The following is an 18,906-nucleotide window of genomic DNA, read 5'->3' on the forward strand; positions in this document are numbered from 1 at the left end:
GGCGGGAATTTCCCGCCATGGCAAAAATCAACCTATGATGATCTGATGATTTGCCAACAAAGTCTCCAGATCTGTATTGACATTGTTCAAAGTCAGAAGGTCGCTCGACTGGAAAGCATTCCCCTTGCCATCACGGTCAATGCTCAAAATCGTATTGCCGTTTTCAACGCGGGTCGAGAGGAAGTCCTTGATATTATCCCCCCAGTCGATCTGGGCTTTGCCCTTGTCGTCAAAATGGGCAGCGCCATCAGCATCGGCACGGTAACCTTGCAACAGGTCCTTCACATCAATACGGTCGGCATCATTATCAATTTTGGTTTTGTCGGCATCAATATAGGTTCCAACCTTGAAGCCATAGGCCGTGTCACTGCCATTGCCACCGGTTGCATCATCCTGCTGGATCAGGCGATAAAGCAGAAGATCATGACCGCCGGATTCAAGGTGATAGGTGTCGTTACCACCGCGACCGTCAAAGAAATTGTCACTCTTGTTACCGGTGAAGGTATCGTCGAATTTACTGCCGTAAATACCTTCAATGTCATTGAATTTGGCGTTGTTGAAACCTGTCGATTGATAGCCGGTGTTACCGAGATCGACTGTGACACCGTTGGTTGCCTTGCCAAAATCGACAATGTCTTCACCACCGCTTGCCTGCCAGTATTTCTCGCCGGCATCATTCCTCCAGCCACCACCACCGGAATAACTCTGGCTACCGGCTTCGGCGGTGAAAACATCATTATAACCGGTTCCGACAAGTCCCGGACGATAGCCCTGGGTTGCCGGATCATTATTTCCCGCACCGGTGGTGACCGTGTCGCCATCCTTATTGGCATTCAGAATATAGGCATGGTCGGCTTCAACAGCTTTAAGACCTGTCCACGAGGTGTTGACATTTTCTATTGTGTTTTCTTTGCCATAACCGGTTGTATCTGTTGTGCGGGTGTGGGCAATGCCGCCAATATCATTCGATTGCCCCTCGGTATTGCGCAAGACAACAACCGAATAGGTTTCATTTTCTTTCAAGCCATAGAAATGGACAAGACCGGTATTATCGGAAACACCCATGCCACCTTGTGCATTGATAACCTGCACGGCAACCAGTTTTCCCGAAGAGTCAAAAAGCTGGACGGTATTGTTATAGAACACATTGGCACCATCCTTGTCGGTGATGCGAAAATGCAATGACGTTCCATAACCCACCTTGTTTTTGTTCGACAAAATGAGCGATGAATGGGCGTTGTCACGCTGCATGGTGACATCAAGCGCGCCATCCCAGTCATAGTCGACAACACCGATGCCATAAATGAAGTTAATGCCACTGCCATTAATGCTCTTTGGATCAACATCGCCTTTGGCACTGGCAAGACGGCCACCCTGCGCACCGAAAATATCCCAATTATCCCATTGGACCGCGCCATCAAGACCGAGGCCGCCATTATGCCAGAGTTTCGTGCCGGAGACACTCTGGCCAAAGCCCGGAACCTCCAGAATATCCATTTTGCCATCGTGATCCCAGTCGATAGCAACCGACCAGCGACCGTCAAGGTCGTCCTTCATACCGTAAGCACCACGCAATTGCCCGGTTCCGTCACCTTTATTATAAAAGATCTGGCTTTCCTTGTTGCCATGCCAATTACGGTGATTTTTGGCAAGGAACAGGTCCATATAACCATCACCATTATAATCGGCCCATGTCATGGAAATGGTATTTTTATAGTTGTCAGGACCAATTCCCTCATCAGTGCCATTACCGTAACTCGGCAATGAATCGTCAAAATGCTGGCCAACTGACCAGTTGGCACCATAAACCCCGTTAGGGGCAGACACACCACTGTTCATGAGCGTCATCAATTGATACCAGTTGTTGCCAAAACCGGAAACGCCTGTCGTATTGTTAATCAGCCCGTTACCGGCAAAATCAATCGTCCCGTTATTGTCAAGGTCGATTGCCGACACATGGTGATCGGTCATAAAATTGGTTGTGAGCGCGGACTGGTTACCGCCGAATTGCCGCCCCATACCGATAAACTGGTTGCCGTTCAGGCTTGACGAAGTCGCGCCCTTGTTCAAGAAGATAGATCCTGAATCAATACCGGAATCACCCTGAATGACATCAAGATAGCCGTCGCCATTCATATCGAAAGTGGCAATGCCGCCGAGGTGGTTTTCAATAGACACACCATTGAGCATGTCGGCATATTTCACATCGACATAATTCCATTGATTATCACCTGTGCCGACATAGGCGGCGGTTGTATACCAGGAATAGGAGGTTTTTGTTGACCATACATCAATGTAGCCGTCATGGTTATAATCGGCCATAGTATAGGAACCGAACAAAACATATTCCGGCCCCCACCCCCAAACGTCAACCGTCCCGTTGTTAATTCCTGTCTGATAATTCAAATAGTGGGCTTCGGCCTTGCCGCTACTGTTGAAAACCCAGACATTCGAATTGGAAATGACCTGCCACTCGCCATTATTGTTGAGAGCGACAGCCTGCGTATAACTTAAATCTCCACTACCTCTTTGAGTATTTCTGTTTGAAATTCCATAATCGGGAACATTTGCAGCACCGGTTGTGTCAACGCGCACTTCGACATTGTGTGCTTCGCCGACATAACCGGAATTCGACACAATTGCCGTGGTAAAGATATAGCTGTGGCGGTCGGTCAGGCAGCCATCGGGCAGTTTGAAACTGAATGTGCCATCCTTACCGATCTGGCTTTTGTCGACATAGCCCAACAGCACGTGATCGCGATAAATGCCGATTTTCGCACCATCTTCAAGGTCGGCAAGATTGCCGCTGATTTTACCCATCAAAACAGGATTTGTAACATCGACATATTCACCATTCTGGAAGACTTTACCGGTTTTACCGGTAAAGCCCACAAATTCGGAATGTTGAGCCGAACCATCGCTATCAATAACAACAGTTTTTGCCGACTTTTGGGTTGCATCATCATCATAAATGCCGGTACTCGAAATAACGCGCGTCTTGATGACATAACTTCCGTCAGCAAGGGCGGGCTTATTTCGCCAATCAAGTTCCCACTTTCCATTGGCTGAATTATAGGTAAGGTCATACCATTGGTTATTGATGAGGGCTTGAACCTTGTCGGTATCCTTTAGCGTTCCATCCACTTTGAAGCTGAAGAGCAGTGTATTATCCTGCGTTGTGAAGTCGCCGCTCTTAAACCCGGTATCGTCGGTAATACTGTCGAGTGTGGCCTTGGCACCGGGAACCGTTTTATCAACAATAAACGAATGCGCTTTAGATGCCGGTCCTTCATTGCCAGCAGCGTCCACCGGACGGGCCGTCAACGAGTGTGAACCATTGGCAAGCTTGGCATCGGAGTTTCTGTTACCCGCTTCCCAGAACCATGTATGATCGCTATCCACATCCACTTCGGCAATCAACTTGTTATTGTCATAAATGCGCACTTTCTTGGCGTCGCTCGGTGCGTTTCCGCTGAAGATCGGGCTATCATCATTGGTGTAATCATTTTGATTGACAGTGATAACGGCCGGACCGTCTTCACCATTGGCACTATTCGGCAAAACATTATCCTGAACTGTCTCGCCGGTTATCTCCTTGGGTGCGGTAATGTCGACCTTAACAACATATTCGTTTGAAATGCCGCTGGTCTTTCCCACGGCATTTTGCGAAACGGCCGTAAACTTGTGGTCATCTTCGGTGAGCATTGGTCCGGTTGTATAAGACCAGTTGCCGTTGCCATCGGCATAAACGCGGCCAAGTTCCTTGCCATTATCATAGATGATAACAAGGCTGTTCTTCGGTGCCGTGCCGTTAATCGTCGGGTTGGTATCGTCGGTCGTGCCATTGTCGACACGGGAGCCACCATTTGCAACTACGCCCTGAATAAGGCCGACATCATCAATAACCCCGGTAATTGTCGGCTGTTCCGGTTGACCATTATCAATATTCAGTTTGAAATCCTGTCCGGCAAGAACATTGCCACCGGCGTCTTTTGCCTCGACATAATAATTATGTTCGCCGGCGGTCTGTTCCGTCAAACCGATAGACCATTTGCCGTCTTGCCCGACAACGACCGGGTCACCAATTGTCGTTGATTTTGAAGAATCGGTATAAACGGTGACAGTCGAGCCTTGTGGTGCCGTGCCGTGAAGTTCGGGCGTTGTATCGTCTGTGTGCCCGCCATTGGCAATCGGGCCTTTAAGCGGATCCACATTGTCAATGGCATAATCAACCGTTACGGTATTTCCATTATCGGCTATTGTAATATCGGTTCCAATGCCGCGATTGCTTTCATTGCCGGCCGCATCTTTTACTGTGGTGGTAAAATGATGTTCGCCTTTATCAAGCGGTGTTGTCGGTGTGAACGACCATGTACCATCCGGATTAACTTTCGTCTCGCCGATTGCTTTGTCACCGTCATAAATGGTTACAACATCGCCGTCTTTCCAATTATTTATCTTGCCAGAGAAGGTTGGCGTTGTATCGTTTGTTGTTCCGTGATCGGTGAAGGCATCGGAGATCACGGCTTTATTGGGGGCAACATCGCTTGAGATGGTAGCGCGTCCGGGACTGTCCGGTGCAGTTCTATCCACCTCGAACGGATAGGGTGCTGTCGCTGCACTCTTGGTACCGGTTACGTCCTGCGCCTGTACCCAAATATTATGAATACCTTCGTCAAGCCGCTGCAAACTCTTTTCCCAATTGCCATTGTTATCAACTTTTACACTTCCGATCAGGTAGTCCACACCATTGATACGGTCGTAAATATTGACAGTTGACCCTTTGGTACCCGTGCCCTTTATAAAGGGGGTATCGTCGCGGGTAACGCCATTTCGCTGGATCTGGTTGTCAGGAAAACTGATGTTCGGATTCTCGTCGGAGCCAAGCTGGGTAATAGACGGTGTTCCGGGAGCGTGCCCGATAAGATCGAATTCGAATATATCCGATTTTGTCTTTCCCGTTACTCCGGAATGGCTGACAGGAACAACCCAGAAACGGTGGTGCCCCGGTAACAAAGGACTTTCCGGCTCCACACTCCAGGAGCCATTTTCATTGATATTTGCCTGGCCGATCGGTTTGGCATCAGGGTCGGATGGATCTCCATCATAAAGAAGAACATATTTAACCTTGGCCGGATCAAGCGAACCTGCTTCACCTTTGACTGTCGGCCTATTGTCATCGGTAACAGCGGGCTTGCCATTTTCACCGATATTGCCTGTTTCAGGGTTCTGGTCGTCATAGACAACATAGCTCTTCGAGCCTAACCAATCCGGCCCTTGCGTTGTCAGGAACAATCCCAGCGGCGCGGATTTTTGCCCCTGATTGCCTGCTGTATCCTCAAGCACTGCAACAAAATAATATTCCGCATTATCCGGATAATCGGCCGCATCAAGATTGGGTGTAAATTTCCAATTGGTTCCATCAGGATGGACAGAACCGAACTTGATCGGATTGCCATTCTTATCCTTCAGGATATTGCCATTTTTATCCGAAAGATAAATGACAACATAATCGCCGGACTTCGCACCCGTGACTGTTCCATGTAATTCGGGTGTGCGGTCGTCGGTATAGTTTTTCTCGGTATGACTGTTGAATTCGTTTTTAACACCAACATCATCAATGAATTTATCCAGTGTTAACGAGCCATCGGGAGCATCGTTATCAATTGTCATCATTCTTTCGGTGACCGACGATGTACGACCTGCATTGTCAATGATGCGTGTTTTTAAAAGATAGTCGCTGCCCGACGGTAAAGCGGTTACCGGACGGAAGAAATAGCAGCCCTTTTCTGCGTCATAGGTTGTGTCATACCAATGACCGCCAATGTTGATCTGGACTTTTTCACCATTTGCAGCATTCAGCGTTCCGGACACATTTATATAAATTGTCGGTCTGGTGTCGTTGGTTACAAAATCGTTCGCGTCATAGCCGGTATCCTGCGTGATAGACGAAATGTTTGCTGTTGTCGCAATCGAGCCGCTCAGAACAGTAAAATCCCATGCATCGGTCGGAATGCCGATATTTCCCACCGCATCAACAGGTTTGGCCTGGAACGAATGGTCGCCATCACTTAAAGCCGTGTCGGGCGTATAGCTCCATGTATATTGCCCGTTATTTTTGATTACATCGACTTCGCCGATTTTTATTCCACGGTCGTAAATGTAGACCTTTTCGGTATCGGCACTGGCCGAACCGCTATAGGTCGGCTTGTTATCATTGGTCAAACCGTCAATAACACCGGTGTTTTCATCTACGTCATCAACAAGACTGGTGTCAGTCAACGCCGCCGGTGCTGTCAAATCAATGGTGTAGTCGAATATATTCGATTGATCGCTTTCGTTTCCTGCCGCATCAACAGATGTTGCCGTAAAGTGATGTTCTCCTTCCGGTAACGGGCTTTGTACGGAATATTCAAAATGGCCGCTTGCATCGGCACGAACACTGTCAACAAGGCGCGTTACCCCGTTGATCGTATCATAAATATTGACCATACCATTGGCTTCGGCACCTCTGCCTTTCAGTGTCGGGGTGGTGTCGTCACTCGCCGAGGGGGATGTCATATTGTCCGATTGCATGGCACCGACATCGTCGGCAACGTTTTCAATTACCGGAATATTGGTGTTGCGTGTATCGACTTTAAGTACAAATTCGTCAGAGTCGTTCGAACCACCTTCGGCAATGATTGTATGACTTCCATCGGAAAGTGCCTTGTCTGTCGGCCACACGAATGTCCAATATCCATCGCCATCCGCATAGGCCTTGCCGATAAGTGTTTTGGCCCCGTTGATATTGGTATAGATGGAGACGGTGGAATTTGCCGTGGCGCGCCCGTGCAGTTCCGGTGTTGTGTCATTGGTGAGACCACCGTCAGAAATCCTTCCCGTGTAATCCTTTTCGTCATCAACGGCATAAAGAACGCTGACTTTTACATTTGTCGGATCAATAGTGACCGAAGTTGATTGGCTTTTTGCACTTTCATTTCCTGCCGCATCGGTGACCGATGTTGCAAATTCGTAATTACCTTTATCAAGCGGATTTTCCGGTGTCCACGACCATTGGCCAGACGACGGGTCGACCGTTGTCTCGCCAAGCTTGACATATTCATCGCCGACCTTGTTGTAAATGGTAACCTTGTCGCCCACTTGCGGGTTTTGAACAGTACCGCTGAATGTCGGGGTTTGGTCGGGTGTCGTTCCATTCTGCGCAATCGTACCGGTTTCAGGTTCCTGATCGGATTGAAGAGAAGGAACATCCGGCCGGTTTGGCGCTTGATTATCATAAATAATCGGATATTCGCCGGTTTTTGAACTCGCCACACCCGTCTGGTCGACAGCCTGCACAACAAAACCATGCCGCGTTCCAAGACCGTTTGTCGACGTATCTTTCAAGGCATAAGCGGCCGGAAGTTTGAAAGTCCATGTGCCATCCTTGTCGACAATAACTGGATTGTCTTCGGTATTGATTTCTTCTCCGTCAAGGTAAATATGGATACGCGTACCCACAGTCCCCATGCCGTGAAGGGTTGGTGTTGAATCGTCTGTAGACTGGCCTTTTTGCAGATAAACGGGGTTACCATCCGGATTTTTATAATTATCAATAATATTGGTAATTGATGGCGTGCCCGGAGCGTGTCCGGCGAAATTGAAATCCCAATCGGCATTTTCGAGCGGTGTGCGGTTTCCGGCCTGATCGACAGCAACCAGATGGAAATTGTGTTGTCCGGGGTTGATAGCCTTGTCGGGTATAATCGTAAACGAGCCATCCGACTCGATAAGCCCCTCGCCGATTTTGGTGGTTCCGTCGTAAAGTTCTACAACGCCACCGCTCGCACCCGATACTGTACCGGGTCCTGCATGCACTTCCGGATAATTGTCGTCTGTGACACCGTTCGAATGGGGAATAATACCGGTTACCGGCTGCTGGTCATCCCGCAATTCGATATTGTCGACATTCCCCCAGATGGGAGGAGTCTTGTCTACAGTCAACAAGAAGTCGGCACTTGTCGCTCCTTCATTTCCTGCCGTATCCTTGACCACCGCAACATAACGGTGACTGCCTTCGGCAATATCCGAAAGCTGGTATTGCCAGGTATAGGTTCCATCGTCGTTTTTAGTCAGACGGATATTATCGGCAACACTGTGGAGATTGCCTTTGTCATCACGATAATAGAGGTGAACAAGATCGCCGTCATGTGCACCTGTGACAGTGCCTTTAAGGAGGGGCGAGCTGTCGTTTGTTGCACTTCCTGATGGAAGATCGCCGACATTGTTCGGGACATCATCATAGGCGTTGTTGATCGTTACTGTGTATCCGTCAACCGGTGGCGTGGTATCAATCGTCATATCATGTCCGGCCACCGGACCGACATTGCCTGCCGCATCTACAACACGCGCTTTGATGTGATAGACCTGCCCGGTCAGTTCATGCCCTTTTTGAACAGAATAATAATACTGTCCGGTTTCAGAATTATAATCGGCTTTTATCCATGTCTGCCCGTTATCAAGCGAAATTTCTACATGTTCGTCACTGGCGATCGGCTCGTCGACAGTCACGAGAATGGTAGGCCTGGTATCCGAAGTATTGAAATCCGATCCCGACACGCCGGTATCATCAAGTATTCCCACAATTTTCGGTGTTGATTGGGGAGCCTTTGTATCGACGGTAAATTCCGACCCCTGACAATCGGTACCCTCATTGCCGGAAGCATCCACCGGACGGGCTGTCAACGAGTGCTTCCCTTCGGAAAGCGGTTTATCTTCGGAAGGTGTGAATAACCATGTGCCGTCTTCCTTGACCTTGGTCGAACCGATCAGCTTGCCATTGTCATAAATATTGACAGTTTTTGCGTCGGAAGGTGCTTTTCCCGAATATTCGGGACGGTTGTCATTGGTATACTGGTCTTTTTCAAGTTTACCGATAAAATCATTGGCATCGTTTTGGACATCATCGGTCACCGAAACTGTATCATTTTTGATCGGTTCAGGCGATGTAATATCGACAATCACGTTATAATCGGAAGAGTGCCGACTTTCATTGCCCACTTCGTCAACCGTTGTGGCTGAAAGATGATGGGTGGCTTCGCTTAATGGCGAAGGCGGGGTGAAACTCCATTTGCCTTCACCATCGGCTGTGACCGAACCGATCAGCTTGCTTTCACCTTTTTGACCATCGCGGTCTTCTACCGCGTCATAAATGTTGACTTTCTGATATGGCTTTGCACCACTGCCGATAATCGTCGGGGTTGTGTCATCCGTACTGCCACCATATCCAACATCTTGCTGAACAGCACCGACATCATCCTTTATTTTATCAATAGACGGCATTTGATCGTTTGTTAATGCAACGTCAAAATTGAAATCGGCTGTTGCTTTTCCTCCTGATGCGTCCTTGCTTTCGGCATGGATGACGTAATGTCCCTCGCCGAATTTTTCACTGTCCTTGACCTGATAGGACCAATTGCCCTCGCCATCGGCTGTAACACTTGCCAGTTGATGCACATTGTTTTCAGCATCGGTGTAAGTGAGTACGACAACCGAATTCGGTTTTGCCTTTCCGCAAATTAACGGCGTTCTGTCATCCGTCTTGTCATTATTTGTAACATGTGTTTCGACCGGTGACTGGTCATCAACAAGATAATCAATGCTGACATTGACCGTACTGGTGTCAACCATGATATCGGTCGCAGCCCCCTTGTCGCTTTCATTACCGGCTGCATCACTCACAGACGTCTGGAACTGGTGTTTGCCATTTCCTAACGGATTTTTCGGTGTCCATGACCATTCTCCCGCATCATTGACCGGAACTTCTCCAACCTTGACACCATCCTGATAGATGTTGACCTTGTCACCGGGTTGATGGTCGTTGACCTTTCCGTTCAAAATCGGGGTTGAATCGGCCGTTGTTCCGGTAATTGTATTGCCTTGATCGTCTTTGGCCGTCGGTGCATCGGGTGCATCCGGCGCTTGTCTGTCGACAATGATCGGATACTCGCCCGTTTCATGGCTCCAGTTACCGGCCGGATCCACTGCTTGGGCTTTAATGTTGTGACTGGTACCATTCCGGTCTGTCGCCGGATTGGAAAGCTCGTTAAGGGTGGTTTCCCATGTTCCATCATCCTTCACTTTGACCTGTGCAACGTCATTTCCGTCAACGAAAATATGGACAATCGAACCGGTTGTGCCTGTACCCTTGATAAGCGGCGTGGAATCGCGCGTAACGGCATTTTTCTGGATCGTATCACCATTATCATCAAGAACATTGACGATAGAAGGAGTAGCGGGTGCATGGCCGGCAAAGTTGAAATCCCACGCCGCTGTTCCCTGCGATTGTTCATTACCGGCATGATCGACCGGTTTTGCAACAAAACTGTGATCGCCTTGACGCAGTGGTACTGTCGGCTCGACACTCCATGACCCGTCACTATTGACTTTACCCGTTCCGACAAGCTTGCCATTGTCATAAAGGTTGATTGAACCCACTTTTGTCGGGTCAACCGAATGGGCAGCCCCTTTCAATGTCGGACGGCTGTCGTCGGTGCTTTGTCCGCGTTTGATTGTTCCCACATCGGGCGACTGGTCGTCAAAAAGATCAAGGCCGCTTTCGTTGATTACAGGTGGCGGTGTTGTTGCAACATCGAGGCCAAAACCTGAAGAAGCTTGTCCGAGATTACCCGCTTCGTCCGTAATCACGCCCCTGAATTCGTGATAGCCGTCATCGAGATGATCTTTTGCCGTACCACCGGGAATACCTTTGACGTCGAACTTCCAATTACCCGACCCGTCAACTTTTGCTGTGCCGATGGTTACCCAATCGTCACCGATTTTGACCTGCACAGTGACATAATCACCGGCCTTCATGCCCGATGTATGCCCCATCAAAGTCGGCGTATTATCATTGGTTGCTTCACCATTGGAACGGCTCTTTGACCCGCCTTCCTCATTGACATCATCGGTAAAGCTGTCAATCACGATTTCATAATTGCCACCGATCGGCGCAGTCTTGTCGATTGCGACATCCTGCGCCGGACCGTCTTTGACATTGCCCGCATCATCGACAACGCGCCCGTAAACCTTGTGGACACCTTCAGCAAGATGAATTTTCGAGTGGTCATAATACCAATAACCGTCACTCTCGTCATAGGTGGCATCATACCATTTGCCGTCAATATTGACCTGAACCTTGTAACCGGCCGGCAATTTTTCACTAACACCGAATTTGAAAACAAGGCTGTCGTCGCCGGTCTTGAAATCGCTATCGCTCAAACCCCGATCTTCATTAATCGAAACAAGGCTCGTTGTCTCGGTCGGTGCATCTGTCTTCACCGTCAGATCATATCCGGTATATTTTTCGCTATCGACACCAAGCTTGTTGGTTGTCTGGAGCTTGAAATGATGGGCACCGGGAACAAGCTCGTCAACCGTGCATACCCATTTATGATCGTTACCAATAGTGGCCGTGCCGATCTTGACCAGTTTGCCATCAATCTCGTCATAAATGGTTATTGTATCGCCGGGATTACCTTTGCCATAAAATGTCGGTTTGGTATCATTGGTTTTGCCACCCGAAACCAGATCATCGGTGTTAAGCGGTACGTCATCCTGAACACGCGTAATGTCCGGTGCTTCAGGGCGCGTATTATCAATATCAAGGGCAAAATCAGAATGGGCATTGTTGCCGTTTTGTGCTGTCACAGAAGCGGTATAAACATGGTGCCCGTTTGTTTGTTCGGGAAGTTCGAACGACCAATTGCCATGCCCGTCGGAAGTAACCGTGCCAATAACCGTGTCACCTTCTTTGATGGTGACAACTGTGTTGGAAGTGGTTGTACCATAAAGCGTCGGTGTCGTGTCATCCGTTGTTGCGCCATTTGCAAGATCTTTGACAATATGGCCCGCATTATCGGCAGCATAATTGATCGAAACGATAATTGCCGAACTATCAATGTTAAAGTCGAATGCCGGACTCTTGTCACTGATATTGCCAGCCTTATCCGTGTAAGTCGTGGTAATCGAATGTTTGCCCTGTCCGAGGTCGGTTGGCGTATAGCTCCAGTTTCCTTCACCATCGGACATAACAGTCTGAACATGTTTTGTCTTGCCATCGACGGTATCATAAATATCGACAACAACATTACCCTCACCAGCTTTTCCGTGAATTGTGGGTGCTTTGTCATCAATTGTCGTGTTTTCAGCTACATCTCCCTGTTTATCACCGATATGGTCGTCCAACTTCGGCAAATCCGGTGTGAGCGGCTTCAATGTATCGACATTGATCGGCCAGAAACCTGTTTTGTCGGATTCCTGTCCGGCACTGTCACTTGCAGAAGCGCGAATTTGCCAGCTCTCGCCATTCGGCAAAATACCGGCCAATGACGGATCAATCTCGACTGCCCAATGGCCGTCACCCCCGACCGACACACCCTTGGCAACAAGTTTATCACCAATATAGATGTTGATAAACGAACCGGCATCACCGGTTCCTTTGATGAGCGGTTTGGCATCATTGGTAAACTGGTTTTTATCAATGAACTTGCCATCCGGATGGGATGCATCAATCTGTTTTTCGTCATTGTTGTAAATGCCGGTAATCGCCGGCATTCCCGGAGCTGCTCCGGCAATGTCGAAATTCCAGATTTTGCCTTCACCTTCATTGCCCGCATTATCGGCCGGACGGGCTTCGATTTTATGTGTGCCCGAACTCAAATGCGGCGTATAGGACCATGTGCCATCGGCTGCAACATCGACAATACCGGCAAGTGTACCATCAACATAGATATGTACTTTCGTGACATCACTGCCTTCCGGAAGTTTGCCTTTGATCTCCGGTGTTTTGTCGTCGGTTACTTTATGGTTCTGATCATTGGTATTCCACGCCGTGGTGCCATTGGCACCGTCAAATTCGCCAGTCTGTGGCCCCTCGTCATCCCACAAGCCGATGTCACTGCCAAGTGTTCCTGTCGGTCCCTTTGTATCAACCTCGAATTTATAGGCAGGCGTTGACGCACCTTCATTACCGGCTTTGTCAACCGGACGCGCTATCCATTCGTGCACGCCATCGCCAAGCCCGTGTCCGGTTGCATCGGTTGACGGTGTGAAACTCCAGTCGCCATTTTCGTCAACTTCGGCAGAACCGATCAGCTTGCCATTGTCATAAATATTGACCGATTTCGTGTCGCCTGAAATCGCGCGTCCGCTCATTGTCGGCGTATCATCATTGGTAAGCTTGATTTTTTCACCCTTACCGTCATCCTTCTCGAACCAGTTCGGGAAGTCACCGACATTCGTTTCCTTATTGTCGACAAGCTTGATGGTCTTGTCGTCAAGAACCGGTGGATCGCGGTCAATGAAAAGATTATAGCCGTCTGTCGGATTGCTTTCATTGCCGACACTATCCGTCTCTGTCACAATAAATGTATATTTTGTCGGGCTATGATTTGGGTCATCGGTCAAAGCGACCGTCGGCGTGACAGACCATGTTCCATCCTCATGAACAACTGTCTGTCCGATAAGCGTGCGCTCGCCAAGTTCATTAACCGTATAAAGCTTGATAATGTCTCCCGCGACACCTTTACCATTAAAGGTCGGCGTGGTGTCGTCGGTAATATCATTGTTTTCCAATGAACGGTTGCCATCCGGATAGGTTGCCGGATCGTTGCCGACATTGTCGATAACCTCGACAAGCTTTGGTGTCGCCGGTGCCGTTGTATCAATATGCAGGTTGAAATGATGTTCAACTTTATTGCCGGCATTATTTGTCAAATAGGCAATATATTCGTGTATCTTGTCTTCACCGGCATTTTGTTGGGGTGTCGTAAACTGGTATTCCCATGTCCCATCCCCCTTGACCGTCGTCTCATAGGTTGAACCGGTTGTCTTATCGAGAATCGTCACTTTTTGTCCGGCTGTTCCACGCCCGACAAGCTTCGGCATAGCATCATTGGTAGCACCACCATTGGCGATGTTTTTCGCCTCTTTGTTATAGTCGTCAACAGCGTGATCGATTTTGACTTCGGGAGGTGTCAAATCAAGATTGAACCCCAACGGGTCACTTTTATCGCTCACATTGCCGGCTGCATCGGTCAAGGTGGTTGTTATACTGTGTGAACCGGCTTTAAGCGGCGTGGTGGGCGTCCATGACCATGTGCCATTTTCATGGACGGTCGTCTCTCCTATAATCTTGTCGCCGTCATAAATGGTAACAATGGAATTTTTTTCGCCTTTTCCGGAAAGATGCGGGCTATCCTCGTCATAAGTCCCGCCTTCTTCAATAGTTCCGCGCTTGTCACCGGAATTATCTTCCGCTTTGACAATATCGGGTTTTTCCGGTGCTGTCGTATCACGATTGACCCAGCTATCGCCGGATTTGGCACCAACCGTTCCAGCGTCATTTCTGGCATCAGCTACAAAACTGTAACGACCATCGGCAATGGCTTTGCGTGTCTCCACTGAAACTGTGCTCAAATCCACCGTTTGCGACCAGCTACCGGAGCCATTGCTTTGCGTGGTGTCAAATGTATGGATGACCTTGCCGCTATCATCTTTCAGATAAACAGTAATGGTCGAATTGGCCGGCGCACTTCCCTGTAGATGGAATATGTTTTCCTTCGTCGAATTGCCCCATGTATAGGGTGCATTAGTGTCGCCTGTTGTCGCCGAATCGATCGAAGTCTGGCCAACGGTTGCCATATCAAGAACAAACGGAAATGATGTATGCGGCCCTTCAACGCCAGCCTTGTTCTCGTAAGCAACTTCAAAATTGTGGTTGTTACCGGCTTTCAATGTGGGTGTATATTCCCAACGTCCGTCTTCGCTCACCGGAATTTTGGTCAATAATTGGCCATTGTCATAAATATTGATTGTCGAAATCCGGCCCGAATTCAGCAAATCTGTCGGCAATTGGCCTTTAAGGGTCGGCGTTGTATCGTCGGTGATAACAGTTTTCTCGCCATGCTGGCCTTGCCGCGTCGCCCACTGACCGTCGCGATAGGAGCCGACAATGGACCCCGCATCGTCAATGAGATCGACTTCATCCTTGCTGTTGCCCATCGCCGGAACCGGCTCGGTATCGAAACCTAACAGGAACTTGCCCGAATGGTTACTTTCGTTACCTGCCGGGTCAGTTGCCGTCGTTGTAAATTCATGTGTTCCTTTGAGATCGGTAATCGGGCTGGTTGGCGAAACGCTCCATGTGCCATCGTCTTTTACAACCGATTGGCCGACAAGTTTGTTACCATCATATAATTTGATGACATCTCCGGCCGTGCCTTTGCCGGAAAATGTCGGCGTTGTATCATCGGTGGTGTCACCGCTATGAAGTTCCTTGTTGCCATTTGTACTGTTGGCGGCATTATCTTTATTACCGACATTGTCGATGACTTTATCAATGGCCGGTGCATCCGGTGCTTTGGTATCAATCGTCAAATGGAAATCGACAGACTGGCTATTGCCTGCCGCATTGGTGATTTTTGCGTGATAGCTATGGGTAACTTCCTGATTATCGCCTGCCTGATTTGGAAGCTCCAACTGCCAATTTCCATTGCCGTCGACTTTGGTTTTGCCAATTTCCTTGCCGTTTTCGTCGGTGATTACGACTGTTTCATTGGGCGTGCCACGCCCGTAAAGGGTTGGCGTGCGATCATCCGTTACGCCATTATCATGGACATCCTTACGGATTGCCCCTTCATCATCATGCGCACCATCGGCAAAGATATTCACACCCGATTTGTCGACAGTTATTTTGACAGCACCACTCCGTTCGCTTTCATTTCCGGCAGAATCTGTCAATGTCGTCGTCAAACTGTGGTTACCACTTTCAAGCGGCGGATTGGGCGTAAAAGTCCACGTACCATCATCACCGACAACCGTCTCGCCGATCGGCGTTTTCCCGTCATTGTCATAAATCTTGACAATCTCGCCTTTTTTGCCTTTGCCCGACAAGGTTGGCGTGTCATCATCGGTTGTCCCACCGGCAGTGATTTCACCCTGCTTTTCGCCAACATTATCCATCGCCTTCGGTGCATCCGGCGTATCGGGCGCTGTCGTATCGCGTTCCAGCCAATGCGGGCCTGACGGGTCGGTTGCGGCGCCTTTACTGTCTACGGCACTTGCTTTGAAACTGTATTCTCCGTCCTTCAAAGGCGGATTAAGCTTTGACAAATCACCTGTATTGACCGACCATGACCCATCTTTCGTGACATCGGCCGTCCATTCCAAAGGCTCACCTTTGAAATTCTTGACCGGATTGCCGTCTTTGTCATAAAGCCTGAGTGTTACTTTCCCTGAAGACGGCCCGCCACCCGTGATAAAGAAGCTGTTGGCATTGGTCGGGTAACCCGATTCATGATAATGCCCCTCATCATCCTGTACCTGCTGGATAGAAGGTGGTCCTGCGCGGTTAAGATCAACCCAGAAATCATAATCATCCGGTTTTGACTGTTCACCGACTGTGCCGAATTTGTTGACAATGGCTGCACTTAAGCGATGGTCGCCTTGCAACCACTCCTGACTATATTCGAAACTCCCGTCACTCTTGACCTTGGCTTCGCCAATCTTCTTGCCATCGTCATAAATGTTGATGTGATCGACCTTTGCAACATCATAACCGTCCGGAATCCTGCCTTTGAACACCGCATGATTATCGTCGGTCACTTTCTTATGGTCACTGTCGCGTGTTGTCCAATTTTTGTAAGATCCGGTAACCGCGCCGACATTATCAATGACATCAAGATTTTGGTCGCCCATTGTGGGGGGAAGTGTCCGGTCAAAAGCGAAATTGCCGTTGATATGATCGCTTTCATTCCCGACTTTATTTTTGACATAGACTTCATAATTATAATTGCCATTGGTAAGCTTATAGGCTTGAGGCAAGCGGAAGGCGAATGTGCCGTCGTCTTTGATAACCTTTTCTGCCGTCCCTCTTTGAAGTCCTGCTTCGTTCAAAGTGTTCCGGTCAATGACAAATTCATGACCATTGAGTTTAATGATGATATGGGTGACGTCTTTACCGATTTTACCGGCAAAAACCGGCGTATCGTCATCGGTTGTGCCGCCCGTCGATGGCAGCGCACCGGTTATTTCGGGATAATTATCCTCGACGCGGAAATTTTCGATCCGGCCGGGCCTGCTTGAATCTATATTGACGTTGAAATCACTGCCCTGGCTTTCGTTTCCGGCAGGATCTGTCAATGTCGTGGTGAGTTTATGGTGACCATCACTTAAAGCTTTGTTTGTTTCAACCGACCAGTTGCCATTTTTATCGACAGTACCCTGTCCTACAAGCGTTTTATTGCCTTTGTCATCGGTATCATAAATCTTGACTGTGCTTCCCGGCTCGCCCTTGCCGGTTAATGTGGGCGTATTGTCATTGGTATAGTCTCCGTCATGCAATATACCGTCCGACCCCACCGGATCGGGCGAAACATTATCCACCGCATTGGCTATAATCGGTGCATCCGGTGCTTTTGTGTCAACATTGAAATCGTATTTCGATTCCGCACTCACATTCCCGTTCGAGTCAATCTGGGTGACTTTGGCCGTATATTTGCCGTCACTCAACTTCGGTAACTCGTAACTCCACGTGCCGTCCGAATTGACCTTTGTGGTCATATCGGGAAAACCGTCAAGATGGATCCTGACCGTATTGCCGGGCGTTCCCTTACCGGACAATAGCGGCGTTGTATCATTCAGATAGCCGCCATTTGCGACAGCCAGAAGATTTTTCGGGTCATTATTGTTGATGACGTAATATTGCGGAACAGTCGGCGGCGTTTTATCAACAGCCGGTTCATCATGATCGTCATCGCCACCACCCGAAGCAACCGCAGCAATACCGCCGGCACCGGCGGCTGCACCCAGAATTCCTAACAATACATTCTGTGAATAGCCGCTTTTATCCTTTATTTCCTCATAGAAAACATTGGTATCGAGAATCCCGTCGCCATTATCCGACAAGGCCTGACTGAAGTCGGTGAGCCATGTTGTACCATCATCAATGAATATCAAATTGCTAACCGGGTGACCGGAGGCAAAAAAATTGGCAATGCGAACAGTTTTTCCGTTAACAAAGTCGATCACCAGATCATTACCGGAACGGGAATAGTTGGTAATACTTTCTTTATCCGCTGTGAGGATATAATTATGCGGCTTACCACCACTGTCGACGGAGCCGCTATTAACGGTCAACTTCACGGCTGGGTGTTGTTTGATGATTTCCGACTTTGTCATTTCCTGCTTCCTACATCACTCGATAATTATGCAATGGCGTTGCCACGCCACTTGTTTGGCACCCAATATTTTGTGATTTCCCCCGGCGAAAACACGGCAGATACATGCCATCTAAGGCACTATCCGCAACTGCCAATAGTCAGTTAGCCTTCTACTTTTAGTTGTTTTTTATTTTTATTGCAACTTAAAAATGTTTTTTCAAACGATGCAACCGCGCCGTGAAACCGGTTATTTAGAAAAATTATTTTATAAACCTGTAAAAATAGAAATATTAATTTAATTGTTTATTTAAAATAAATTTATATATTTAATTATATATGATGCTGTGATTGAAACTTTCAGGCGTGGTTTTCAAAATAAATATAATTATATTCATATTGATTTTTAATAATTTATATAACTATAATTTTATTTATATTTTTGTTATATTTTTATAATTATTTAATTTTAAATTATTATATAAAAATTTAATATTTATTATATTTTGTTATTTTAAATTGTTTTTAAAAATATTTATCAATATTTTTTAATTGTTTTATTGATAAACGTAAAAATCATTTTCAATTTTAATACGGCAATTGAATTTTGTATGACCGGTTTTAAACCCTTTATTAACCATGTTTTGTTTTTTGGTCTCAACCATTTCATCTTTCCTTTGCTTACATGCCGTCTGTCAGGTGGGAT

General features: G+C 48.0%; 1 protein-coding gene. It reads right to left on the reverse strand.

Going from position 1 to position 18,906, the window contains the following annotated elements; all coding sequences use genetic code 11:
• Nucleotides 1-27: 27 nt before the first annotated feature.
• Nucleotides 28-18,222: an Ig-like domain-containing protein gene (locus BBC0122_RS10210; protein WP_077993548.1), complete on the reverse strand. Its 18,195-nt coding sequence runs from the start codon at nt 18,220-18,222 to the stop codon at nt 28-30.
• Between the last annotated feature and the right edge of the window lie 684 nt (nt 18,223-18,906).

It is taken from the genome of Ditibartonella choladocola (assembly GCF_002007565.1).
GTDB lineage: Bacteria > Pseudomonadota > Alphaproteobacteria > Rhizobiales > Rhizobiaceae > Bartonella > Bartonella choladocola.

Bases quoted from the DNA above. Each gene is read 5' to 3' on its own strand.
- BBC0122_RS10210 (WP_077993548.1), bottom strand. From the start codon at position 18,222: ATGACAAAGTCGGAAATCATCAAACAACACCCAGCCGTGAAGTTGACC.